16 protein-coding genes and 1 tRNA gene are annotated in these 25885 nt (G+C 64.5%); 9 read left to right on the top strand and 8 right to left on the bottom strand.

Annotation, left to right across the window (positions count from 1 at the left end):
* Nucleotides 1-62: 62 nt before the first annotated feature.
* The 7 genes from O3301_RS18295 to cysS form a co-directional block, all read right to left on the bottom strand.
* Nucleotides 63-2108 (bottom strand): multicopper oxidase family protein, encoded by a 2046-nt coding sequence (locus O3301_RS18295; protein ID WP_305057075.1) that lies wholly within the window; start codon nt 2106-2108, stop codon nt 63-65.
* A gap of 337 nt (nt 2109-2445) precedes the next feature.
* Nucleotides 2446-2538 (bottom strand) — tRNA-Ser (locus tag O3301_RS18290).
* Between the two features lie 110 nt (nt 2539-2648).
* Nucleotides 2649-3896 carry an aspartate kinase gene (locus O3301_RS18285; protein ID WP_099664679.1) on the bottom strand — a complete coding sequence of 416 codons (1248 nt, stop codon included), beginning with the start codon at nt 3894-3896 and terminating at the stop codon, nt 2649-2651.
* A 196-nt stretch (nt 3897-4092) separates the two neighbouring features.
* Entirely contained in the window at nt 4093-5511 is a 1419-nt protein-coding gene (gene tilS, locus O3301_RS18280; RefSeq protein ID WP_305057074.1) for a tRNA lysidine(34) synthetase TilS, read from the bottom strand.
* A gap of 100 nt (nt 5512-5611) precedes the next feature.
* Nucleotides 5612-6586 (bottom strand): acetyl-CoA carboxylase carboxyltransferase subunit alpha, encoded by a 975-nt coding sequence (locus tag O3301_RS18275; protein ID WP_034756951.1) that lies wholly within the window; start codon nt 6584-6586, stop codon nt 5612-5614.
* 54 nt (nt 6587-6640) lie between these two features.
* A complete protein-coding gene (locus O3301_RS18270; RefSeq protein ID WP_369811602.1) occupies nt 6641-7354 on the bottom strand; it encodes a DNA-3-methyladenine glycosylase in 714 nt (237 codons plus the stop codon).
* On the bottom strand, nt 7351-8748 hold the full coding sequence (gene cysS / locus O3301_RS18265; RefSeq protein WP_305057073.1) for a cysteine--tRNA ligase: 1398 nt from the start codon (nt 8746-8748) through the stop codon (nt 7351-7353). The genes O3301_RS18270 and cysS overlap by 4 nt, the downstream gene beginning before the upstream one ends.
* Nucleotides 8749-9027: 279 nt before the next feature.
* Between cysS and O3301_RS18260 the strand changes: the two genes are divergently transcribed.
* The 4 genes from O3301_RS18260 to O3301_RS18245 all read left to right on the top strand — a co-directional run bounded on the left by O3301_RS18260 (nt 9028) and on the right by O3301_RS18245 (nt 11883).
* The gene (locus O3301_RS18260; protein WP_099664682.1) at nt 9028-9657 is read left to right on the top strand and encodes a peptidylprolyl isomerase; all 630 of its coding nucleotides are present in this window, start codon (nt 9028-9030) and stop codon (nt 9655-9657) included.
* Between the two features lie 73 nt (nt 9658-9730).
* Nucleotides 9731-10222, top strand: a complete 492-nt coding sequence (locus tag O3301_RS18255) for a peptidylprolyl isomerase (protein ID WP_035817428.1) — start codon at nt 9731-9733, stop codon at nt 10220-10222.
* An 86-nt stretch (nt 10223-10308) separates the two neighbouring features.
* On the top strand, nt 10309-11064 hold the full coding sequence (locus O3301_RS18250; protein ID WP_077402238.1) for a UDP-2,3-diacylglucosamine diphosphatase: 756 nt from the start codon (nt 10309-10311) through the stop codon (nt 11062-11064).
* A gap of 69 nt (nt 11065-11133) precedes the next feature.
* Nucleotides 11134-11883, top strand: coding sequence for a DUF72 domain-containing protein (locus O3301_RS18245; RefSeq protein ID WP_305057072.1), 750 nt, complete (start codon nt 11134-11136; stop codon nt 11881-11883).
* On the opposite strand, the gene O3301_RS18240 is transcribed toward O3301_RS18245, so the two are convergent.
* Nucleotides 11880-14150 (bottom strand): hypothetical protein, encoded by a 2271-nt coding sequence (locus O3301_RS18240; protein WP_289915997.1) that lies wholly within the window; start codon nt 14148-14150, stop codon nt 11880-11882. The two genes, O3301_RS18245 and O3301_RS18240, sit on opposite strands and share 4 nt — an antisense overlap.
* Before the next feature lie 226 nt (nt 14151-14376).
* Here O3301_RS18240 and O3301_RS18235 point away from each other — a divergent pair, with 226 nt between their 5' ends.
* The 5 genes from O3301_RS18235 to O3301_RS18215 all read left to right on the top strand — a co-directional run bounded on the left by O3301_RS18235 (nt 14377) and on the right by O3301_RS18215 (nt 25869).
* Nucleotides 14377-14757 carry a GntR family transcriptional regulator gene (locus O3301_RS18235; protein ID WP_289915998.1) on the top strand — a complete coding sequence of 127 codons (381 nt, stop codon included), beginning with the start codon at nt 14377-14379 and terminating at the stop codon, nt 14755-14757.
* Entirely contained in the window at nt 14754-15626 is an 873-nt protein-coding gene (locus O3301_RS18230) for an ABC transporter ATP-binding protein (RefSeq protein WP_289906649.1), read from the top strand. Before O3301_RS18235 ends, O3301_RS18230 begins: the two co-directional genes overlap by 4 nt.
* On the top strand, nt 15623-16624 hold the full coding sequence (locus tag O3301_RS18225; protein WP_289911778.1) for a hypothetical protein: 1002 nt from the start codon (nt 15623-15625) through the stop codon (nt 16622-16624). The genes O3301_RS18230 and O3301_RS18225 overlap by 4 nt, the downstream gene beginning before the upstream one ends.
* Nucleotides 16625-17385: 761 nt before the next feature.
* Nucleotides 17386-24429, top strand: coding sequence for a hypothetical protein (locus O3301_RS18220; RefSeq protein ID WP_305057071.1), 7044 nt, complete (start codon nt 17386-17388; stop codon nt 24427-24429).
* A gap of 216 nt (nt 24430-24645) precedes the next feature.
* A complete protein-coding gene (locus O3301_RS18215; RefSeq protein ID WP_289911781.1) occupies nt 24646-25869 on the top strand; it encodes a TolC family protein in 1224 nt (407 codons plus the stop codon).
* The last annotated feature ends 16 nt before the right edge of the window (nt 25870-25885 follow it).

Raw genomic sequence — 25885 nt, 5'->3', positions numbered from 1 at the left:
GTTGCTCCAGAGGCAGGTTGGGAAAGGCGGAAGCGCGCCGGACGCGCTGCCGCCAGGAACGGTCAGTGTCCGTGTCCGCCCGCGTCGCCGCCGCCCTTGCCATCCGGCAGTACCACCTTGACGTTTTGCATCATGCCCTGGTCTTCATGTTCGAGGATGTGGCAATGCAGCACGTATTCGCCGATGTAGCGCTGGTAACGCGTGGCGATCTCGATCTTGTGCTTTTCGATCACCAGCAAGGTGTCTTTCCACGTGCCGATCAGGTCCTTGTATTGCGCATCGACCGCGCCGCCGTCGGTGCGGGTAATGCCGATGATCTGGAAGGGGTTGACGTGGATATGGAAGGGGTGGCTGCCATTCTTCGAAGCGAGCTCCCAGATCTGCTCGGTGCCCAGCACCAGCGTGTGGTCGACGCGGTGCGGGTCATAGACATACTTCAGCTCGGGTATCGGCGAGTCTTCCGGCTTGCCTTCCACCATGAAGCGGGCCTTGCCGCCCAACTTGGCGATATTGAAGGTCACATACTCCTTCTTCTTGCCGCGCATCGCGTCCTTTGCCGCCGCGCTGAAGCCCGCATGCGGGACGAACTTGCCGAGCTTGAAACCATTCTCCAGGTCGCCAAGGATCGTGCTCTTGACGCTATCGGGCAACTGGGCGCCGGGCAGGCTCTGGACGGCATTGCGCAACTCGGCCAGCAGGAAATCGCGCGGCGACTCGCCCGACCTGACGCGTGCGGATGCCTTGGCGTTGGTCCTGGCGGCGATCACGCCGATCAGGCGCGTGTTGTTGACGTCATGCATCGTCGTCATGTTGTTGACGTTGGTTTCCGCATATACGCAATAGGCGCCGGCTTTCGGCAGCGAGAACAGGATATCGCTGCGGTAGCCCGGCTGCAGGTAGTTCAAGGTCTTGGGGATGATCCTGTCGTGCGTCAAGCCGTCGCTGGCCACCTCGAACTGCGTGACGTCCTCGCCATCGCATAGCTCCATCACGTCCTTGTCCTGGTTGGCCACGCTGAGCGCCTTGAACAGCTTTTGCGGATCGTTCGCGCGGCGGATGCGCAGCACCACGGTTGCCTGGAAACCCGTGTCGATCATGCGCCAGCGGTATAGGCGCTGCGTCTTCATCTTCAGCACCGGCTGCACCTTGCCGTTGACGGAGGTATAGCGGCCCGACTTCAGCCAGGCATTCGGATCGTTGACCTGACCGAAATCCTCCAGCACGCCTACCCCGTCCGTGGCGCACGGCGTCGTCGGCGTCAGGCTGTTGCTGGGGCAGTCATAGGGAATTTGCTGCAGCAGCATCACCTCGCCGGCGCTGCCGCTGCCGTCGTCGGGCTGGAATGGCTTCAGTATCACATCGAGGTCGCCATTCGCCGTGGCGCTCGGATAACGGTCGCCTTCGACCACCAGCGCGCCGGCCATGCCGCTGGCGACCTGCATCGCCGTCGCGCCATGCTGGTGCGGGTGATACCAGAACGTGCCGGCCGGATGGTCGATGGGAATATTGTATTCGTACTCGAAATCCACGCCAGGCTTGATCGATATCAACACGTTGTCGCTATTGCCCGAGGGCGAGACCCACAGACCATGCGAGTGCAGATTGGTATCGTTGAAGCAGCCAAGCGGACGCGCTGCATTGATATCGCTCGTCGCGCACTGCTCGTCCGGCAGCGCCGGCAACTGGTTATGCAGCTTGAAGCGCACGGTTTGCCCCGGCGCCATCACCACGGTGGGCGCCATGAAGGTGGCCGCATTCTCGTCGCGTCCATCGAGCGCCAGGCCGTCCGTCTGCTGGTAGGAGCGCAGGCGCACCTTGTCATGCTTGGCCGTGGTCGGGTTATAGATGCTGCCGTTGGCATAGCGGATGTACAGGTCGTACGCTTTCTCGTACTCGTCGCGCTTGCTCGCCGCGCGGTTGGCGGGCCTGGCGCGCGCCTTCAGCTTCGGCGGCTCCTGCAACAGGCGCAGCTCGAGTTTGGGCACGGACTGCAGGTTCAGGTCGACATTCAGATTGACCGTGCTTTCCGCGGCGAAGGCGGCACTGCAAGCGAACGGCATGGCGGCCAGGCACAGCGACACGTACCTGCGGGGAAGGCGGTGGGACATGACAACTCCTCGATTGGACTGGACAATGGAAGCATGGCTGGGCATGCGTATTTTTATTAATAACATTGCCATTATCCATAATGACAAAGAGTCAATACTCACACTAAGTCACTTGTTGTATTTATTGCTGAGGAAATGGCGCCGGTGGGGGAGCTGGCTGCCGGAGCCTGAGATGAGGGGACGGCGTTGGCCGCTGCGCGGCCAACGTGCCGCGCGCAGCGCGGTGGGATGGCGATTCGGAGAGGGCTGGGCCGGCACGGCCCCGCCCTTCGAATCCCACCGTTCCGTCCAGACAAATAAAAAAGCCTCCCGCAGGGGAGGCTTTTTTATTTGATTCTGGCGGAGACGGTGGGATTCGAACCCACGATACAGGTATAAGCCGTATGCATCCTTAGCAGGGATGTGCCTTCGGCCACTCGGCCACGTCTCCTAGCTGATTACTCAACTATGTCTCTGTAGCTAACTGCGCTGCAGCGACGAACGTCATAATATCGATTGCCCCCCCTTTGGTCAAGGGCGTGGGGCAATATTTTTGGATATTTAAGCTTTTTCCAGCTCGAACGCTTTATGCAGCGCGCGCACGGCCAGTTCCATGTACTTTTCATCGATCAGCACGGAGATCTTGATCTCGGAAGTGGAGATCATCATGATGTTGATGCCCTCTTCCGACAAGGTGCGGAACATTTGCGATGCGACGCCGACATGGCTGCGCATGCCCACGCCGACGACGGACAGTTTCGACACTTTCGCGTCGCCCGTGATGCTGGCCGCGCCCAGCGATTCGCGGTTCGCTTCCAGCACGGCCAGCGCGCGCGTGTATTCGCCGCGCGAGACGGTGAAGGTGAAGTCCGTTTTACCGTCTACCGACTGATTCTGTATGATCATGTCGACTTCGATGTTCGCGTCCGCCACCGGTCCCAGGATGTGGTACGCCACGCCTGGACGGTCGGGCACGCCGAGCACGGTGATTTTGGCTTCATCGCGGTTGAAGGCGATGCCGGAGATGACTGCTTGTTCCATGTTTGTATCTTCCTCAAACGAAATCAGGGTGCCTGAATTGGCTTCTATTTCCAGCGGCAACATCGGGTCGGTCAGCGACGACAGCACGCGCGTGGGAACGCGGTAGTTGCCGGCAAATTCCACCGAGCGCGTCTGCAGCACTTTGGAACCCAGCGAAGCCAGTTCCAGCATTTCTTCAAAGGTGATGGTCTTCAGGCGGCGCGCCTCGGAGACCACGCGCGGGTCGGTCGTGTAGACGCCGTCGACGTCCGTGAAGATCAGGCATTCGGCCGCCTGCATGGCGGCGGCGATCGCCACGGCCGAGGTGTCCGAACCCCCGCGGCCCAGGGTCGCGATGTTGTCGTGTTCGTCGACGCCCTGGAAACCGGTAATGATGACAATCTTGCCTGCATCGAGGTCGCGTTTGACTTTTTCGTCATCGATCGACTGGATGCGTGCCTTGGTAAAGGCGGAATCGGTCTTGATCGCGACTTGCCAGCCAGCATAGGATACGGCTTGTTTGCCGATCGCCAGCAGTGCCATCGACAATAGGCCGACGGACACTTGTTCGCCTGTCGAGGCGATCATGTCAAGTTCACGGGGATCGGGTTGATCCATGATTTCCTTGGCCAGTCCAATCAGGCGGTTGGTCTCGCCCGACATGGCGGATGGCACCACCACGATTTGATGCCCTGCGTCGTGCCACTTGGCAACGCGCTTGGCGACATTCTTGATACGGTCAGTCGAGCCCATCGACGTACCGCCATATTTGTGGACGATTAAAGCCATAAGAGTGAAGTTTCCGCTCAAGAAGAATAAAAAAGGAGGGCTTTACTCTACATGCCGCAATGCAAAATAACAAGCTAAAAAGCGCATTAGCTCATACCGATTGCGTATATGGAAATAACCAATCCATGCAGTCGAGAGCGCATGGGCAGCCGCTTGGCAGCCACCCCGGGAGTGGCCGTGGCGGCTGCCCTTACGCTCAGCAGGAGACCCAGCGCAAAGCCACGCGGGGACGATCCAGCAAGCTCAGGCAATGGCAATCGAGGCCAATACCAGCCGCGAACAGCAATTGTTGCGCCGCACAGACAAGGGGCAGGCGTTCGCGCTCCCAGGCGGGCACGTCAAACGCCTGGTAATGGTATTTCAAGCTCTTGGTGGGACGGTTCAAGGCCAGTTTCAAGCGCTCGCCACCCTGGCGGAAATCGATGGTCAAGGTTTGAGATTGCAACCAGGCAATATCGATACCCTGCCCGCCCTCTTCCACCGCATCGAAATGCAGCACGCCGCCATACGCGGGAAACGCCAGGCTGGCCTCGCCTTGCCAGATGAATTCCTGGCTGGCTTTTTCCAGGCCGGGAATGCCCGCATCGTCACGCTCGCGCATGCCGGCCAGGTCATCGAGCTTCGGCGTCAGGTACAGACGGTCGCGGTGGCGCCGCACGTGGCATTCGGGATGCGTGACCAGCAATTGCGCATCGGGCCGCGCCTCCAGCAGCTGCGCCAGCATTTCCGCCAACCACGCCGTCGACGGCATGCGCAAGCCGCGCGTGCCGAACCAGTGGCGCAGCAGGTTGTAGCAGCGGTCCGCGCTCAGCGCACGCAATTTCGCCAGTTCGATGCAGTCGCCGTCGAGACAGGTCGCCAGGTCCTGCGTCGCCAGTTCCGTCAACAGGCGCTGCGCCGATTGCGCGTGCTGGGCGCTGCGGGCGAAGCGTTCCTGGAAGCCGGGAAAGGCCTGCGCCAGCACGGGCATCACCTGGTGCCGCAAGGCATTGCGGGCAAAGCGGGGATCGTCGTTCGATTCGTCGTGGATGTGCGCGATCGCGTGTTTCGCCACGTACGCTTCCAGTTGCCTGCGCGACACGGGCAACAGCGGGCGCGCCATCACCAGGTCCGGATTGCCCAGCAGCTCGGGCGCGCTGTTGGCGCCATCCATGCCGGACAAGCCCGCCGTGCCGGAGCCGCGCAGCAATTGCAGCAGCACCGTTTCAGCCTGGTCATCCTGGTGGTGCGCCGTCAGCAGCAGGCGCACGCCATGCGCGGCGCACAGCTCGCCCAGGGCCGCGTAACGGCGCTTGCGGGCCGCCTCTTCCGTGCCCGTTTTCGCATTCTTTTCCAGCGTGACCTTGCGTGCCTCGAAGGCGATGCCCATGCCGGCGCACAACTGCCCGCAGTGGGCCAGCCACGCATCCGCGTTCGGGCTCAGGCCGTGGTGCACGTGGAACGCGTGCAGGGCCACGCCGTGCTCTTGCGCCCAGGCATGCGCCAGGTGCAGCAGGGCCGAGGAATCGAGGCCGCCGCTGAGGGCGATGCCGACCGCTTCGCCGGCTTGCGGTCCGCAAGTTGCCAGCGCGCTGGCGAAGATGTCGGCGACGGTGGCGGTTTGTTGCTTTTTCATAAGACTCCAGGAATGCAAAGAGGGACAGGTGGCCAAACGAGTGATGTCGCTTGGCTGCCTGTCCCTGGTGTTCTTGCTGCCGGCCTGCGCCGGCGATGGTTTACTCGCTCGGCGTGGTTTCCTTGAACTTGCCGTAGCTCAGCAGTTTTTCATGGCGCGCGGCCAGCAAGTCCTTGGTTTTCATGCCGTGGAACTGGCGCAGGGTATCGGCCAGTGCGCGTTTCAGCAAGGTTGCCATCTGTTTCGGATCGCGGTGGGCGCCGCCCAGCGGTTCGTTGATGATCTTGTCGATCAAGCCCATGGCTTTCAGGCGGTGCGCCGTCAGGCCCAGCGCTTCGGCCGCGTCGGAGGCGCGCTCGGCACTCTTCCACAGGATCGAGGCGCAGCCTTCCGGCGAGATCACGGCATAGGTCGAGTATTGCAGCATCAGCACGGCATCGCCCACGGCGATGGCCAGCGCGCCGCCGGAACCGCCTTCACCGATGATGGTGGCGATCAGCGGCACCTTGAGTTCCGCCATCACGTACAAGTTGTGGCCGATGGCTTCCGACTGGCCGCGCTCTTCCGCGTCGATGCCGGGGAAGGCGCCTGGCGTGTCGACGAAGGTAAAGATCGGCAAGTTGAACTTTTCAGCCACTTTCATCAGGCGCATGGCCTTGCGGTAGCCTTCCGGCTTCGGCATGCCGAAATTGCGCATGGCGCGCTCTTTCGTGTCGCGGCCCTTTTGATGGCCGATGACCATGCACGGCTGGCCGTTGAAGCGGGCCAGGCCGCCGACGACGGACAAATCGTCCGCGTAGCTGCGGTCGCCATGCAATTCGTGGAAATCGGTAAAGATTTCATTCACGTAATCCATGGTGTAGGGGCGCTGCGGGTGGCGCGCGATCTGCGCCACTTGCCAAGGGGTCAGTTTGGCATAGATATCCTTGGTCAGTTGCTGGCTCTTCTTGGCCAGGCGGTCGATCTCTTCCGAGATGTCGACGGCCGAATCGTCTTGCACGAAGCGCAACTCTTCGATCTTGGAATCGAGTTCCGCGATCGGCTGTTCAAAATTGAGGAAAGTCGTTTTAGTCATTGTACCTCCAGGTTTTACCGGCCACGGCGCCAGGGCGCGCGGCGTCATCTATGTTTATTTTACCGTACCGGCTGGTGCGCCGGGGGCTGTATCGGATGCGGCAGGGGCGGCTGCAGGGTCGAGACTGCGCCACAAATACCACGTCGCCACGGTGCGCCACGGTTCCCAATTGGCGGAAACTTCGCGCGCATCGCTGCGGGAAACTGGTTCGCCGGAGAAATAATTGACGCTGATGCCCTGGATCAAACCGGGGTCGTCGAGCGGCAAGACATTCGGCCGGAGCAGATTAAATATCAGAAACATCTCGGCTGTCCAGCGGCCGATGCCGCGGATTTGCACCAGTTCGGCGATGACGGCTTCGTCATCCATCTGGTCCCACTGGCTCGCGTGCACGCGCTTGGCCTTGAAATGGTCGGCCAGGTCGAGGATGTATTCGGTCTTGCGTTTGGACAAACCGCAGGCGGACAACTGCTCGGCGCCTGCCTTCAATACTTGCGAAGGCGTGCATTTCGGGCAAGCCAGCAGCAGCTTTTTCCAGGCAGCATCCGCCGCCTTGGGCGTGATCTGCTGCCCCACCAGCGAACGGGCCAGGGTGGTAAACGGGTCGCTATGGCCGACCAGGTGCAGGTCGCCAAATTGCGGGATGAGCTTTTTCATGATGCGGTCGCGCTTCATCAGCTCGATCTTCGCCTCTTCCCAGTAATGCGGCACCTGGATCACCTGCGCCGCCACCGGGGCTTCCCCGTTTTCCCTGGACGTTGGCATCATGCGCGGCGCCAGTTGGTCGAGCCGTCAGGCTTGTCTTCAAGAATGATGCCCGCAGCCAACAATTCGGCGCGGATCTTGTCGGACTGGGCAAAGTCGCGCGCCTTTTTCGCCGCGCTGCGCGCCGCGATGGCCGCTTCGATGCCGGCCGCCTCATCCTGGCCGCCGGCGGCCGCGCCGACGGTTGCTTGCAGGAATTGTTGCGGCGTGCGCTCGAGCAAGCCGAACACGCCCGCCAGGCCCTTCAATTGACGCGCCAGGGCCGGCGACTTGCTCTTGTTGACTTCCGTTGCCAGGTCGAACAGGGCGGCCACGGCCAGCGGCGTGTTGAAATCGTCGTCCATGGCTTCGCGCACGCGCACGGCATGGGCTTCGCTCCAGTCGATGGCGCCCTCTTCCACCGCCACGTCGGCCAACGCCGTGTACAACCGGGTCAGGGACAGGCGCGCGTCATCGAGGTGCACGTCCGAATAATTCAGGGGGCTGCGGTAGTGCGCGCGCAGGATGAAGAAGCGGATCACTTCGGCATCGAATTTTTGCAGCACTTCGCGGATGGTGAAGAAGTTGCCCAGCGACTTGGACATTTTTTCATTGTCCAGGCGCACGAAACCGTTATGTATCCAGTAATTGACGCTGGTATGACCGAACGCGCCTTCGGATTGGGCGATCTCGTTTTCGTGGTGCGGGAATTGCAAGTCCGCGCCGCCGCCGTGGATGTCGAATTGTTCACCTAGCAAGGCGCACGACATGGCCGAGCACTCGATATGCCAGCCCGGGCGGCCCTTGCCCCACTTCGAATCCCATTTGACTTCTTCCGGCTCCGACTCTTTCGACGACTTCCACAGCACGAAGTCGAGCGGATCGCGCTTGCCCGTGTTGACGTCGACACGCTCGCCCGCGCGCAGGTCGTCGAGCGACTTGCCCGACAGCTTGCCGTAGTGGGGGAAATTGCGCACGGCATAGTTCACATCGCCATCCGCGCCCTGGTAAGCCAAATCCTTGGCTTCCAGCTGCTCGATCAGGCGCAGCATCTGCGGCACATATTCCGTGGCGCGCGGCGTGTGGTCGGGCGTCAAAATACCCAGCGCGGCCGTGTCTTCATCCATGTACTTGGTGAAACGCGTCGTCAGCTGGGAAATCGTCTCGCCGTTTTCCACGGCGCGGCGGATGATCTTGTCGTCGATGTCCGTAATGTTGCGCACATAGGTGACGTCGAAGCCGGACGCCTTCAGCCAGCGGTAAATGACGTCGAACGCCATCATCATGCGCGCATGGCCGATATGGCAATAATCGTAGATGGTCATGCCGCACACGTACATGCGAACCTTGCCCGCTTCCATCGGGACGAATACCTGCTTCTCGCGAGCCAGGGTGTTGTAAATCTTTAGATTGCTCATCGTGCTTTGCAAGTGGAGCGGTCGCCAGCCTGGCAAAACGACAGACAGGCGCGGACACCGGGGGTGCCGCGCCACAGAACTGCCGTGTGCGCCGAAGACTGTACGACCCGCTATATTGTTGTTCTTGTTTGTTAGAATTAGGGCGTTAGCGGTCAAGTATAACATTGATAAAAACCATACTGGCCCGATATGAATCAGGTTTTTACGATGTTCAACCGAATTTTCACTTCTTTACAATTAAAGCAAGTTTAAAGAAAAATAACGATCAAGGACGCCTTCATGCAAGAAATCAAATCGAAACGCCTGTCTTTCCTGGCCCGCTTTTGCACCCTGTTTGCCGGCCTGACCCTGGGCAGCGCCGTCGTGGCAGCCGCTCCGGCGACCGCCGTCGACCCAACGCCGCACGTGGCCCTGAAAACCAGCATGGGCGAGATCGTGCTGGAACTGGACCAGGAAAAAGCACCGAAAAGCGTGGCCAATTTCCTGCAGTACGTCAACAGCGGTTACTACAAGGGCACCGTATTTCACCGCGTCATCGACGGCTTCATGATACAGGGCGGCGGCTTCGACAAGAACATGAAGCAGAAACCGACGAAAGCGCCGATCAAGAACGAAGCGCAGAACGGCTTGCAGAACGTGACCTACAGCATCGCCATGGCGCGCACGGGCGACCCGCATTCGGCCACCGCGCAATTCTTTATCAACGTCAACGACAACGGCCCGCTCGACTACCCTGGCCGCGACGGTTTCGGCTACACGGTGTTCGGCAAAGTCGTCAGCGGCATGGACGTGGTCGACAAGATCAAGGCCGTGCCCGTGGCGGACAAGGGCCCGCACCAGAACGTGCCCGTCACCCCCGTGGTGATCGAATCGGCGACTTTACTCAAGACAGCGCCCGCAAAACTGTAAAATAGCGTTTTTGCGGCGCCCGCCTGCCTGGCGCCGCTGAATCAATTATTCATCCAATTTATTAAGGATCATCATGACCTCCGTCATCATCACCACCAATCTGGGCAAGATCACCGCTGAACTGGACGCCGAAAAAGCGCCGAAAACGGTTGCCAACTTCCTGGCCTACATGCAAGCCGGCCACTACGACAACACGATTTTCCACCGCGTCATCGACGGCTTCATGATCCAGGGCGGCGGTTTCGAGCCAGGCATGAAACAAAAGCCAGCCGACACCACCGTGGAAAACGAAGCCAAGAACGGCCTGAAAAACGATACCTACACCCTGGCCATGGCCCGCACGTCGGACCCGCACTCGGCATCGGCCCAGTTCTTCATCAACATCAAGAACAACAGCTTCCTCGACTACCCAGGCCAGGACGGCTGGGGCTACGCCGTGTTCGGTAAAGTCACCGAAGGCAAGGAAGTCGTCGACGCCATCCGCGCCGTGAAAACCTCGCGCGCCGGCATGTTCGCCGACGTGCCAGTGACCGACGTCATCATCGAGAAGGTAGAAGCCGCTTAATTCGGCTCTGGCACCATGAATAACAGGCATTGCAGCGTTTGCGCCTCTCCATGTACATCACTTTTTGGGAGCGTTGAATGATGACAATGCCTGCCGCACTCTTTATTTCCGACCTGCATTTGCAGAGCTCGCACCCGCGCACCAGCGCGGCGTTTCTTTCTTTCCTGGAACACCATGCGCAATATGCGCAAGCGCTGTATCTATTAGGCGACCTGTTCGAATACTGGGCCGGCGACGATGACCTGGAAGACCCGTTCAATGCGCGCATGACGGCCGCCATCCGCGCCGTCAGCGATGCGGGCGTGCACGTCTACTGGATCGCCGGCAACCGCGACTTTCTCGTCGGCTCCGGCTTTGCCGCCGCCGCCGGCGCCACCCTGCTCAGCGAACCGCACGTGGCCACGCTTGCCGGCCGGCGCATCGTCTTGCTGCATGGCGACGCCGAATGCACGAAAGACGTCCAATACATGGAGTTTCGCGCCATGGTGCGCCAGCCTGCCTGGCAAAAACAGTTCCTGTCCATGCCGCTGGCGCAGCGCAAGGCGATCATCGACGGCTTGCGCAAAAGCAGTCGCGAGCACAATGGCGAAAAATCCATGGACATCATGGATGTCACGCCCGATGCCGTGGCACAAGTATTTGCCGAACATGCGAGCACCGTCATGATCCACGGCCATACGCACCGCCCCGCCCTGCATAAAGTTGACGAAACCTTGCGCTATGTCTTGCCCGACTGGGAATGCGACGTGACGCCGCCACAACAGCCACGCGGCGGCTGGATCGCCATCGATGCGCGCGGCAACATCACGCGCCATGACTTGAACGGCGACATCATCGACTAGGCTGGCGCCGACCACGTCACGGGCGTTTGTCCGATAGCCGAACCCGACCGACCTTGCTGTAATGGCAGCATGCATACTCATTACGTCGGCACGGCCGGCTGGAGCCTGTCCAGCGCCGCCGCCAGCCACTTCCCCCTCGATGGCAGCCACCTGCAGCGCTATGCCCAGGTCTTGCCCTGCGCGGAAATCAACAGCTCTTTCTACCGCTCGCACCAGAGCGCCACTTACGCGCGTTGGGCCGCCAGCACACCCGAGCACTTCCGCTTCAGCGTGAAATTGCCGCGCAGCATCACGCACGAACGGCGCTTGCGCAACTGTGCGGCCGAACTGGATCGCTTTGCGGGAGAAGTCATGCAACTGGGAAATAAATTGGGCTGCGTGCTGGTGCAGCTGCCGCCCAGCCTGCGTTTCGAGGCGGACGTGGCCGTGCAGTTTTTTCAGGCGCTGCGCCAGCGCTTCGGCGGCATGCTCGCTTGCGAGGCGCGCCACCCAGGCTGGTTCGCGGCGGAAGCCACCGAACTGTTGACCGTGCAGCGCATCACGCGCGTGCGCGCCGATCCGCCCTCCGGCCAGCCGGGGCCGCACGTGCCGACGACGGAAGTGACCTACCTGCGCCTGCACGGCAGCCCGAAAATATACTATTCCGACTACCCGGCCGATTGCCTGACGGCGCTGGCCGCTGAATTGCACGCACAAACACAGGCGGATAGCTGGTGCATCTTCGACAACACGGCGGCCGGAGCCGCCCTGTTCAATGCGCTGGATTTGCAGGCGCGGCTGATGGAGTCGCCAGCCGCGCCTGCGCATCGCTCCACCTAAGGCAAGGGCGTCTGGACGATGGCGCGGGCGGTATAGCCATACAGGGTACCGTTGCCAAAAGCCACGATGTCCACGATGGGATTGCCCCATGCCAGTTGCGGTGTGGAAATGACCCCGGCCGTATCGATTTTGCGCACGCCATCCTGGCCGCTCAGGTACAGGTTGTCGGCCTTGTCGATGGCCAGGCTGGGTATGCCGGCAAAGGACAGGCTGCCCACGCCAGGCGCACCGTCGATATTTTTAGTCGAGTACAGGGTGCCGGCAAACACGCTCACGGCGCCGGAACGATTCACCTTGAATACCACCTGATGATAATAGTCATCAAAATACATCTCCCCCTTGCTGTCAAACACCATGCTGTAGGGCAGAATATCTTGCAAGCCGAAATCGCTGTCACTGAAGGAGCGCGCGAGCGTCTCAAAAGATACAAACAAGGAAAATACGCCACCGGGCGGGCGCCGGTAAATGCCCTCGCCGAAGGACTCCGTCCATGTGATATAGCCATCCTTGTCAATCGCCAGGATATACTGCTGAATGCCTGTCATTCCAGCCGGCAATTGCTCGATGGTGGACATGACGCCGTCAGCATTGATCTTGCGCAAATTAAACGAAGCAGAATTCGGCGCCCTGTCCGCCACATACACGGCGCCATCCGCACCGCAAGCGATCGCCACGGGGCTGAGCATGGTCGAGCTGAGCCGTGGTCCGTCATCGCTGCCCGCGCGGCCGGCAATCCCCGCATGGACTTCCAGCTTGCCATTCGGCGCGAGCCGGCGCAATACCTTGTTGGCCGCATCGAGCAGATAGACATTCCCGGCAGGGTCGCTGCACATGCCCGATGCCCTGACCGCACCCACGCGGGCTGCCGCGCCCACGCCGTCCGCCGGCCCGGCTTCGCTCAGAATGACCGGCACGGTCGTAATCCTGTTGCCGGCATCCACCCGGTTCAGCCGTTGCAAGGCAAAATCGAAGACCAGCATGGCGCCTGAATTCTCGCGCAATATCAGCGCGAGGTTTTTCCAGTCGACAGGTTTCCCCGCAGCATCAGGCACCATGCGCCCCACGACCGTCGTCACTTCGCCATCGGGCGCCATGCGGCGGATGGCGTCGCGGTCGACCAGCAACAAATTGCCGTTGCGCTCGAACACCATACTGCGTACGCCCCTGAAGCTGGCATTGACGCCCTTGCCATCGTAGCCAGTCGTTCTCGCATTGCCAGCCATCAGGGAAGCCTGGCCATTATCAAGGCGATATATCTTGCTGCCGCCATAGTTGCTCAAATAAATGAGACCGCTGGCATCGACCGCAATCTGACCAACCTGCCCTGCCCGCAGCTGGCTGTTCGGTTCGAAAAACATGACATGCACGGAGCTGACCACGCCATCTGGCGTCACCCGGCGAAGCTGGAACTGCCCATCATCGACGAGCAGCAGATCGCCATTACGCTCCACGGCCATGCTGGAGATCCATCCGAACCCCGCTTGCGCTCCCGGCCCATCGGCATACACCGGCGTGCCATTCGGCTCGGGCGGTATCGCGCTGCAATTGGCGCGGCGCTTGCCGGCCAAAGTAGTGACCACCCTTTCTGGCGTAATTTTGCGCACCAGTCCATTGCAGCTGTCGCCCACGTACAAATTCGACTTGTCGTCGATCGCCAGCGGTGCACGCCCGCCACCCATGTAGAAAGTCGCGCTGATCCCAGGCCCGTCAACGGCACCAGCCTTGCCCGGCACGCCGGCGTAAATACTGAGGCTGCCGTCAGGGGCGAGCTTGTGGATCACCTGCGTGGACGAATCGGCGAAGTAATAATTGCCCGCGCCATCCTGCACCATGCCATCGACACGCTGGATCTGTTCCTGCACGCCCGCCAGCACGATGGGCAGGCAACGCACGGCCAGGGTGCTGACGTCGGCGCTGCCCATCGTTGCCGCGCCTTGCGCGATGCTGCAGCCCAGGCCGGCAGAAGCGCTGTCGACCTTGCCTTGATACGCCGTGCCCGCCGCCAGCTTGCCGGCAAAACTGAAGGGACCGTTGGCCGTGACGGTCACTTTATCCGTGCCGTTCGCCAGCACGACGCTGGCGCCAGGCAGCAAGCCGCTGACCGTGCCACCGAGCAGGTAACGCGTCGTTTCAACGGCAGGCGTGGTGGACGGCGTGGCCGTGCCGCCGCCGGAACCGCCGCCGCAGGCGCTCAGCACCGCCAACAGGGCGGCGCCGCAACCGGCACGCCTGAACAGGTTTTGTACTTCTCCAAAGCAATTTATCATTTCTGCTTTCATGGTTGTGGCGACGATGCACGCCAAAAGTTATCAAGTAAGATTCTCAAACACGCAACATTATAGTTTCTCCATGGATAGAGAAACATGAAAATGTTGACATTTATATTTCCACTGTTATAGTTCACTACAACACCAACCCAATACATCACGGAGCTTCGATGCCTACAGCACTTTTTACGCGCCGCGCCGCCCCGCCCTTGTCGGAGCGCATCCCATGAGCACGGAATGGAACGACAATAGCCCCATCTACCGCCAGCTCAAGGCCAGGGTGGTGGGCATGATGCTCGATGGCGTGCTGCAGTCCGGCGACGCCTTGCCTTCGGTGCGCCAGGTGGCGGCCGATTATCAATTGAATCCCATCACGGTCTCGCGCGCCTATCAGGAACTGGTCGACGATGCCCTGGTGGAAAAACGCAGAGGACTCGGTATGTATGTCTTGGAAGGCGCCCGCGACAAATTGCTGGCCAGCGAACGCGAACGCTTCCTGCGCGAAGAATGGCCAGCCTTGCTGGAACACATCACCCGCCTGGGCCTTGATCTCGATCAACTGCTGCAAGCGAGCCGCGACGGCGGCGCACACGGAGAGAACGCATGAATGCATTGAACAAGGACAGCGTCATCAGCGCGCGCGGCCTGCGCAAGCAGTATGGCAAGCAGGTGGCCATCGACAACATCAGCTTCGATATCGCGCCGGGGCGCATCGTCGGCTTGATCGGGCCTAACGGTTCCGGCAAGACCACCACCCTGAAAGCCATCCTGGGCCTGACGGGCTTCGATGGCGACTTGTCCGTGCTGGGGCGCGATCCCCGCGTGCAACGCGACGCGCTGATGGACGACGTGTGCTTCATCGCCGACGTGGCCATCCTGCCGGGCTGGCTGCGCGTGGCCGACGCCATCGATTTCGTTGCCGGCGTGCATCCACGTTTCGACCGCAGCAAGGCCGAACGCTATCTGGCCCACACCAAGCTGTCGCCGAAGATGAAGGTCAAGGCCATGTCGAAGGGCATGGTGGTGCAGCTGCACCTGGCGCTGGTGATGGCCATCGACGCCAAACTGCTGGTGCTCGACGAACCGACCCTGGGCCTAGACATTCTGTACCGCAAGCAGTTCTACCAGAACTTGCTGGAAGACTATTTCGATGAAAACAAGACCATCGTCATCACCACGCACCAGATCGAGGAAGTGGAACACATCCTCAGCGACCTGATGTTCATTCGCGACGGCAAGATCGTGCTGGCATCCAGCATGGAAGAGGTGGGCGAGCGCTATATCGAGGTGATGGTGGGCCCGCAGCACGTCAATCCGGCGCGCGCCCTGCAGCCGATCAGCGAACGCAGCGTGTTCGGCAAGTCCGTGATGCTGTTCGATGGCGTCGCCCGCACCCAGCTGGCGGCCCTCGGCGAAGTACGCACGCCCAGCCTGGCTGACCTGTTTGTCGCGACCATGAAAGGATCGTACCAATGAGTATTTCCCCTGTAAACAAGATGCAATGGCTGCTCCGGCGCGAGTTGTGGGAACACAAGGGCATGCTGGTGTGGACGCCTGCCGTGATCGGCGTCGTCATGACGGTGCTGGGCGCCCTGATGGCGGCCGCGACCGTCGCAAAGACCAAAATGCACACGGCGCTCATCGTCAATGGCGAGGAAATTTCCTGGAGCACCGTCTTCAATACGCGCACCTTTGGCCCGCGCCGCACGGAAATCATCGACGCCGTCGCCAACAACTATACGTACACGGCCGCGCCGCTGTTCCTGGCGCTGGGCTTCCTCGTGTTTTTCTATTGCCTCAGCGCCCTGCATGACGACCGCCGCGACCGCAGCGTGCTGTTCTGGAAATCGCTGCCCATCTCGGATGCGCAGACGGTGCTGTCGAAAGCGGCCATCGCCCTGCTGGTCGCGCCGCTGATCGTGGCCGCCGCCGCCAGCCTGACGTCGCTGGCCCTGATCCTGATCCTCAGCGGCGTGCTGGCGGCCAACGGCATCCACGTGTTTGCCGAACTGCTGGGCTCTTCCGGCCTGTACCTGGGACCGCTGCGCGTGTTTGGCTTGCTGCCCGTGTATTGCCTGTGGGCCTTGCCGACTGTCGGCTGGCTGCTGATGGTATCGAGCTGGGCCAAGTCGAAAGTCTTCCTGTGGGCCGTCGGCGTGCCGTTGCTGCTGCTCATCCTGACAGTCTGGGCCGGCAAGCTGACGCAGACGGAAAGCGATGTCAGCTGGATACAGATGAATGTCATCGGACGCGCCCTGCTGGGTACCCTCCCCGGCAGCTGGTATCTGTTCGAACCGGAACTGCTGCCGCGCATGCACGCCCTGGCAGAGGGGGGATCGCACATGACACGCATCGATGTGTTCAGCAATTCCTGGTCCAGCCTGGCCTTGCCGGCCGTCTGGCTCGGTGCGGCCGCAGGCGCGGCGCTGATTTACGCCGCCATCCGCCTGCGCAGCTGGCGCGAGGAAGGCTGACAGCGCACTATCTCTTCCCCCTCAAAAACGCCCCGCCCGTCGGGGCGTTTTCTATTTCTGCGCTGGCAAAACATCTGAAAATAATAACTACCTTTCTGATAGTGATTATTAAAAAATTCCCTCCCTGAATAAAGACTATTCATTCGATAGCATCAATCCAATATAAAAATTACAAATAATTATTTCTATCGTATTTTATTACCAATCAAATTTGATAATCACCATGCAAAAAAGCAACAACTAGCAATTCGATAGCGATAGGGTTTTTTCGATGAAAATCGCAGAAACACTGCAACTGGGTAGCGGATTCATCCTAAAAGTCCCATTCCGTGACAATCCGTGATTATTCGCTTGCGCAAAGCTTGACAGAATAGAGTCATGAAAAATGATTAAAATGAAATTGAAAGTTTCAAAATTGAAACTACCATCAGAGTGAGAGCTGGTGCGGCCTGCATGTAAATACCGCTATCTTTCAAGGTGCATCGGCTGGCAAGCCAGTTATCGCAAAAACAGGATGCAAGAAAATAACGCCATGCAAAACAAATGTAAAAATGGCATTTTAAATATTTCAGGGCCGGCGTTCCATTACGCCAGCGTTTTTTCCCCAGTTATGTTTTACTTTCACCATCTGCATCGGCAATACCCAATTTCAACCACGGCCCAAGCCACGCCGGAGTAAGCAAGGAAACGAAACACATTATTGATTTTTTAATATCTTAAAAAATTGAACGAACATATAACCTTCTTCCGGAGATTTTCAAATGGCCACCACCCAAAATCCAGCACAAGTTCCCGTCAATGCCGAAGGCGCTGGCGCCAAGATCGCGACGCCCGCTAAAAAAGTGCTCAATCCGAAAAACGGCGACCGCAAGCAGTATGACGAAGACGAACTGATAAAAGGGGCCGATGCCAGCGCGACCATGCCGCCTGAAAATGTCGTGGAAGTCACGGGAAGCGCCGATAGCGGCAATGCCGCTGCCCTGGGCACGGCCGCGGCAGTGGCTGCAGCCGCCTTGGCGGCCGGTGGTGGCGGCGCGGCTGCAGGCCAGGCCGGCAACGGCAGTGCCGATCCCGGCACGTCGCAAGGCGACAACAACGGCGGTGCGGCGGGCGCGGCAGGCGCCGGCGCAGGCGCCGCCGGCATCCCCAGCGGCAGCGTCGTGGATGTCGCAGGAGCATCAGCTGGAGCGGGCGCAGGCGCAGGCGCCGGTGCTGCAGGCGGCCTGGGCGGACTTGGCGTGCTGGGCGCGCTCGGCGGCCTTGGCCTGGTAGCCGCCGCAGCAGGCGGTGGCGGCGGAGGCGGTGCCGCGGCTGGCGGTTCCGGCACCGGTGGCACGGGGACCGGAGGCACAGGCACTGGCGGCACGGGCACGGGAGGAACCGGTGGCACGGGCGGAACGGGAGGAACTGGCGGCACGGGCGGCTCGACCGGCGGTAGCACGGGAAATCAATCCACGACCACGACGATTACCGACGCGGCCGTGCTGGCCGCAGCAGCAGCGGTCGCGGCGGCCAACAGTGCCCTGGCCGATGATGCCGCCGCCGCAGCAGCCGCAGCCACGGCAGCAGCTGCGCTGGCAGCGGCGAATGCGGCCACGCTCGCCGACCAGCAGGCTGCCGCCGCGGCAGCTGCAGCGGCGGCAGCCTTGCTCGCAGCCAATAACGCCACCAGCGACGATGTGCTGGCCGCCAGCACGGCAGCCGCCGTGCCCGGTGCGCAAGCCGCTGCCACGGCTGCCACGACCGACGACAACGCGGCCGCTGCCGCGGCGGCCACCGCCGCCATTTCGCTGGCCGCCACCACGTCGGCACAAAATGCCGATGCGGCTGCCGTCACGGCCGCCGCCAACGCCGCCGCCGCGCACGCCGCTGCCGATGCGGCACAGACGCAAGCGGACCAGACCAACGCCCCCGCATTGCAAGTCATCGCCGATGCGGCCGATGTCGTCTCCGCCGCCGCCAACACCCAGGCGGCACTGACCGATGCCGCGGCGCTGGGCGTCATCTCGGCCAATGATGCCGCCGCCGCTGCCGCCGCCACGGCGCTGGCCAATGCCACGGACGCCGCCGCGCTGGACCTGGCGGCAACGGCCGCCGCCAACGCCGCCGTCACGGCCGGCATACAGGCCAGCCTGACGGACGCCGCCGCTCTGACAGTCATCTCCGATGCCGATGCGGCCACCGCCGCCGCGGCCGCCAGCGTGGCCGCCGCCACCGATGCCGTCGCCCTGACCGCCGCCTCGAATGCGGCCGCTACCGCGGCAGCGAATGCGGCAATCAACGCCAATGCCAGCGACGCCGCGGCACTGGGCATCGCCGCCACAGCGGCAGTGAGTGCCGCCGCCGCGGCCAGCACGCAAGCAGGACTCACCGACGCCGTGACGCTGACCATGGCAGCGGACGCCGCCGCCGGCGCAGCCGCCTGGGATGCATCGATCGCCAACGCCACCGATGCGGTGGCCCTGCAGGCCGCCGCCGATGCGGCCGCCACGAACGCCGCAAATGCGCAGACACAAGCGAACATGACGGACGCGCCCACCCTGGGGCTGATCGCCGATGCGGCCACCCTGGCGTCGGATGCGGCGCAGGCGCAGGCCGACCTGACCGACGCGGCAGCGCTGGCCCTGATTTCCAGCGCCGATGCCGCCGCAGCGGCGACAGCGGCCACCCTGGCCGGCAACACGGATGCCGCCGCGCTCGACATCGCTGCCGCCGCTGCCGCCACTGCCGCCGCCAACGCCGTGGTGACAGCCAACCTGAGCGACGCAGCCGCCTTGCAGATCACGGCCGATGCCGCCGCCAACACCTCGACCGCCGCCGCCGCGCAAGCGGCGCTGACCGATGCGGCCGCGCTGCAAATCGTCTCCGACAATGACGCCGCCGCCGCGCTGGCAGCGCAAGCCACCGCCGACCAGACGGACGCTGCCGCCCTGGCCGCTGCCGACGCAGCGGCGGCCAGCGATGCCGCGAATGCCCAGGCCGTGGCCGATCAGACCGATGTAGTTGCTCTGCAGCAAGCTGCCGACCAGGCCGATGCGGATGCGGCGGCCGCCCATTCGCAAGCGAGCCTGCTGGACGTCAACGTCGCCCTGAATGCCTTCAACCTGGCCAACCTCGCCGCCCTGGCCGCCAACGTCACGGCAGGACAGACCAGCGTCGTCGACCTGACGGCCACCGTCAACGCCTTGCAGCTCGATTCCGACAATGCCGACATCACTGCCAACCTGACGGATGCCCTCTTCCTCGCCGGCATCTCCGCAGCCGATGCGCTGGCGGCCGCGACTGCGCTGACCACTGCCAACCTGACCGACGCCGTGGCGCTCGCCAACACCGCCGCCGCGGCCGTTACGGCGGCGGAAACGGCTGCCCTGCTGGGCGGGATCGACATCTCGGCCGTCAGCGCCGCGGCGGCGGCGCAAGCTGCCGCCACGGCAGCAGCGGCCACCGCCGCGCTGACCGATGCCGGCGCACTGGGCCTTGTCTCCACCGCCGATGCCGCCGCCGAACTTGCCGCCCAGGCCGCCGTCAGCACACTGACGGCCGCCAATACGCTGGCGCAAAACGCCCTGACCGCGGCACAGCTCGTGGCCGGCCAGACCGATGCCGCGGCCCTGGCCGTGGCGTCGTCGACCGCCGATGCGGCCGCCGCCGCAGCCGTCACGACGGCGGGCCAGACGGACGCCATCGCGCTGAGCCTCATTTCCAACGCCGATGGCCTGGCTGCCGCCTCGGCCGCCAGCCTGGCGGCACTGACGGATGCCACGGCGCTGAGCGTGATCTCGACCGCCGATGCCACCTTGGCCGCCACCCTGCTGACAACGGCCAACTTGACGGACGCGGCCGCCCTGGGCCTGGCCGCCGCCGCCGCGGCCGCCGCCGCCAATACGGCGACGAATGTTGCCAACCTGACCGATGCGGTGGCACTGGGCACGCTCTCGGCCGCCGCCACCACGGCCGCCAATACGGCCGCCGCCACCGCCTCGTTGACGGACGCCACGGCCCTGGGCCTCGTCGCCACGGCCGATGCGGCGCTCGCCGCCACGGCGCAAACGACGGCCAACCTCACCGATGCCGTGGCGCTGGGCCTCGTCTCGACGGCCGCCAACACGGCCGCCAGCCTGGCCGCCACGACAGCCAACCTGACGGACGCCGTTGCCCTGGGCACCGTCTCGGCGGCCGCCACGGCTGCCGCCAACACGGCTGCCGCCACCGCCGCGCTGACCGATGCCGTGGCCCTGGGGTTGACGGCCACCGTCGATGCGGCCGCCGCCACCGCCGCGCAAACAACGGCCAGCCTGACGGACGCCGTCGCCCTGGGCCTGGTGGCGACCGTGAATGCCACGGCCGCCGCGACCGCCGCCACCGTCGCCGGCCTGACCGACGCCGTCGTGCTGGGCACCCAGCATACGCTCGACGTCACGGCCGCCACCGTGGCCGCCACCAAGGCGGCGCTGACGGACGCGGCCGCGCTGACCACCATCGCCAACAACGATGCCGCCAGCGCCGCTGCGGCTGCCGCCTATTCGGCCGCCCATCCACTCGACCTGGTGGCCGCGCTGGCCGCCACCGTGGCCGCCACCACGGCCGGCCTGTCGCACACGGCGGCGCTGGCGGCGCAAGCCGACGATGCGGCTGCCGCCTCGACGGCCGCCACGGCTGCCGCCTCGCTGGTCACGCTGAACAATGCGATTGCCGCCGACAATGCCGCCACCGCCGCCGCCACGCTGGCCCTGACCTCGCAGGCTGCCGCCACGGCGGCGCAGCTGGACGACACCCTCGCGGCGACCGCCGCCGGCGTGGCCGCCACCTCGCTGGCAGCGGCACAGGCAGCGCAAGCGGCCGATGCCGCCGCCGCCGCGACGGCAGCGACGGCAGCCAATGCCCTGGCCGCCTTGAATGCGGCGCTGGCCGCCGACGCGAATGCAGCAGCTACCGCAGCGGCTGCCGTCACGGCCAATGCAGCCACGGCCGCCGCCGTCGCCGACGATCTGGCCGCCGCCACGGCCGCCACCGTCGCCAATGCCTCGCAAGCGGCCGCGCAAGCGGCACAGCTGGCCGACAATGCCGCCGCCAGCGCCGCCACCATCGCCGCCAATGCATTGGCCGCGCTGAACCAGGCACTGGCCGACGATGCGGCCGCCGCTGCCGCCGTCCTCAACTCCACCAACGCCACGGCCGCCGCTGCGGCCGCTACCGCCGCCGATACGGCCGCCGCCGCTGCCGCCGCCGTCGCCGCCATCTCGGCCGCCGCCACGCAGCATGCGCAGGCGGACGATGCCGCAGCAGCGGCAGCCGCCCTCACGGCGGCCATCTCGCTGGCCGCCACGCAAGCCGCGCAGGCGGCCGACCTGGCCGTCGGCACGACGGCGGCGGCAGCAGCAGCCGCACTGGCCGCCCTGAACCAGGCCCTGAACGACGACAACGTCGCCGCAGCAGCGGCCACGGCGGCCAACAATGCGCAAGCGGCCCTGAATGCGGCCACGACGGCGCTCAATGCGGCAATCCTGGCTGCCAGCAACTCGCTCGCCGCCACTAATGCCGCCGTGGGTGCCGACGCCACGGCGGCAAGCACGGCAGCCGCCGCCGCGGCCGCGCAGATCATTGCCGACGCCGCGCTGCAGGCCGACGCCGGCCTCGCAGCCCTCGCCACGGCGGCCAACAATGCACTGGCCGCGGCCAGCGCCGCGCTGGCCGCCGACGATGCGGCCGCCAGTGCCGCGCACACGGCGGCCCTGTCGGCAGCCGCCACGCTGGCGGCGCAACTGGCCGACACGGCCGCCCTCAACGCCCATGCGGCGCTCAACGCGGCCATCGCCAACCTGAACGCGGCGGTAACGGCCGATACCAACGCCCTGGACGCCGACAATGACAAGACGCTCAAGCTGAACCTGCTCATCTCCGCGCAAAATGCGTCCGATGCAGCAGCCCAGGCCGACGCGAATGCGGCAGCCGCCCATGCGGCGCTGGCGTCGGCCCAGGCCGACGATGCAGCGGCCGTCACGGCCGCCAACAATGCGACAGCCGCGCATGCGGCGGCCGTCGCAGCGCAGAACGCCGATGCAGCCGCAGCAACGGCGGCGGCGCAGGCGGCCATCTCGCTGGCCGCCACGCTCAATGCCCAGGCGGATGACGCCACGGCAGCAGCGGCCGCCACGGCAGCAGCGAATGCGCAGCTGGCATTGAACGCGGCCCTCGCCGCCGACGCCAATGTCGCCGCCACCGCAGCGGCAGCAGCCGCTGCCCAGCTGGCAGCGCAAAACGCGCACGACGCCGATGCCGCCGCCGCGGCAGCGGCCGTCGCGGCCGCCATTACCCTGGCAGCCACGCAAGCGGCACAGGCCGATGACGCGGCGGCCGCCCTGGCCGCGGCCAACGCCGCCAACGCCCAGGCAGCGCACAACGCCGCCGTCGCCGACGACCAGGCCGCAGCGGACGCCGCAGCCGCCGCCTCCCTCGCACAAGCGGCAGCGACGGCAGCAGCTGCCGCCGATGTCGCCGCCGCCGCCAGCGCCGCGGCGGCAGCATCGGCACTGCTCGCGGCCCAGGCAGCACAAGCCGACGACACGGCCGCCAACCAGGCGGCGGCAAATGCCGCCGCCGCCACCGCCGCGCACACGGCAGCGATCGCCGCCGATGCCCTGGCCATCAGCACGGCGGCAACGGCAGCCACCGCCCTGGCCGCCGCCACCGCGGCGCAGAACGACGATGACGCCGCAGCAGCCGCAGCAGCCCAGGCCGCCATTTCGCTGGCCATCACGCAGCAGGCACAGGCCGACGATGCGGCAGCGGCAGCGGCCACCGTCAACGCCAACAATGCGGCCGCAGCCGCGCTGGCCGCCCATGCCGCCGATGCGGCCGCGCCGCTGGCCCAGGCCCAGGCCGCCGCCTCGCTGCTGGCCTTCCAGGCCGCGCAAGCGGACGATGTCGCCGCCGCCAACGCGGCAGCAGCAGCGGCCCAGGCACATGCCAATGCCAATGCGGCCTACACGGACGATGCGGCAGCGGCCCAGGCCAACGCCGACGCGCAGGCAGCCGATGCGGCCCTGGTGCAAGCGAACGCCCTGGCCGCGCAAACGGACGCCAGCGCCCTAGCCGTGGTGTCGGCGGCGGACGCCGCCCACGCCGCCGCCGTGCAAGCGCTGGCCGACCAGACCGATGCCGTGGCGCTCACCCAGGCCGCCGATGCGGCTGCGGCCGCCGCCCTGGCCGCGGCGCAGACGGCCAACCTGACGGACGCCGCCGCCCTGCACCTGGCAGCGGATGCGGCAGCGGCAGCGGCCCTGCAGGCGCAGGCGCAGGCGGACCTGACGGACGCAAACTCGCTGACGGTGTCGGCAAACGCCGCAGCCGCAGCGGCAGCGGCAGCCCAGGCCCACGCCGACCTGACGGATGCGAGCCAGTTGTTCGTGCTGAGCCAGAACGCACTGCACAATCCGCTGACGGTGAGCGACTTCAGCACCGGCCTGCCAGCCGCCGGCGGCGACGTGATCGACATGTCGGCCATCGCCCACCTGACGGCAGCGGTGGCGGTGGGCGTCAACCTGAGCACGGACTTTGGCAACGACAATCTGTTCATCTTCGACAGCACGGCCGTGTCGATCCACGATGCCGCCGGCGCCATCGCGGCCGACAACAGCGTCTTGTCGGGACAGGGCTACATCGTCATCGCCGATGCGCAAAACAGCGGCGCCGTCACGGTCTATCACTCGAGTGACCTGAGCAACGCCAACGCCATCGACACGGCGCTGGTGCTGCTGAGCGGCGTGAACATCACGCAGCTGACGGCGGCGAACTTCCATGTCTGAGGCCATGCTCATGGAAACGTAGCCACAACGGCCGCAGGGGCGCGTACGCAGTCGCGCCGCGCTCCTGCGGTCCTGGTGATCCTCGTTGCAACCCTGCAGGCCGCAAGGCCGGAAAAACACGGGATGAGATTACGCAGTTTGCCAGCACTACCCTGCCGCCGGCGCCCCTGGCCCGGCATCCTGCCCTGCATCGCGGCTGTACTGGCAGCCGTCGCCATGGCCAGCGTCACCCCTTTCGCCGGCGCCCAGGGCGCCACCGCCTGGAACTTCGACCAGGTCTTGCAGCAGGCGCTGCAAAGCCATCCCGCCGTGCAGGGCAGGCGCTCGGCGCAGGCAGCCGCGCGGGCCGACCTCGATGGCGCGCAATGGCAGCGCTTTCCCAGCCTGTCGGCGGAAGTCCCCACCGGTTCGCAGGAAACGGGCGGCGTGGTGCGCATCGAGCAGCCGCTGTGGAGCGGCGGGCGCATCGACGCCGGCATCGATGCCGCCAGCAGCCGGGTCGACGCGGCCGGCGCCGCCATCGAGGAAGAACGCCTGACCCTGTCCCTGCGCGTGATCGCCGCCTATACCGAGGCGTTGCGCCAGACGGCGCGCGTGCGTTCAGCCGAGGCGGGGCTGGCCGAGCACCAGCGCCTGCTGGACATGATCAAGCGCCGCGTGGTGCAGTCGGTCAGCTCGCAGACGGACCAGCGCCTGGCCGAGTCGCGCGCCTACCAGGCGGCCAACGACGTGTCGAATGCGCGGCAGGCGCTGGAAAACGCGCTGGCGCAGCTGTCGCAGCTGGCGGGCAAGCCCGTGCGCCTCGTCAGCACCACCGGCATCGGCGTGGGCGAACCGCTGCCCGACGCCAGCCTGGAGCGGGTCATGCGCCAGGCCATCGACTACTCCCCCACCCTGCACCGCCTCGATTTCGAGGCGCAGGCCGCCGATTCCGAAATCACCATGCAGCGCTCGGCCTACATGCCGAAAGTCGTGCTGCGCATGGAAAAGCCGACGGGCGGCATCAATGCCGACAACCGCACGCGCGCCATGCTGGTGCTGCAGGCGCAGCCGGGCGCCGGCCTGTCGGCCAAGGCGGGCGTGGATGCCGCCGTGGCCCGCCGCGAAGGCGCGCGCGCCGCGCACGACGTGGCCGAACGCGAGGTGCGCGAGCGTTTCACGCTGGACTGGAACGAGGCCGAGGCGAGCCGCCAGCGCCTGGGCAACGCGGGCGAGGCCAGCACCACCTCGACGCAGGTATTCGAATCGTATGCGCGCCAGTACGTGATCGGCCGCAAGAGCTGGAACGACGTGCTCAACGCCGTGCGCGAAGCGACCCAGGCGCAGTTTTCGCTGGAAGACACGCGCGCGCAGGCGATCGCCGCCAGCCTGCGCCTGGCCGCGCAAACGGGCACCCTGGCCGGGCGCACGGCGCCGGCCGCGTCGGTGCGCGCCAATTGACCGCCACAGAACACGA

Source organism: Janthinobacterium sp. SUN211 (assembly GCF_030587315.1).
Classification (GTDB): domain Bacteria; phylum Pseudomonadota; class Gammaproteobacteria; order Burkholderiales; family Burkholderiaceae_D; genus Janthinobacterium; species Janthinobacterium kumbetense.
This window is presented reverse-complemented; position numbering and strand designations above follow the sequence as displayed.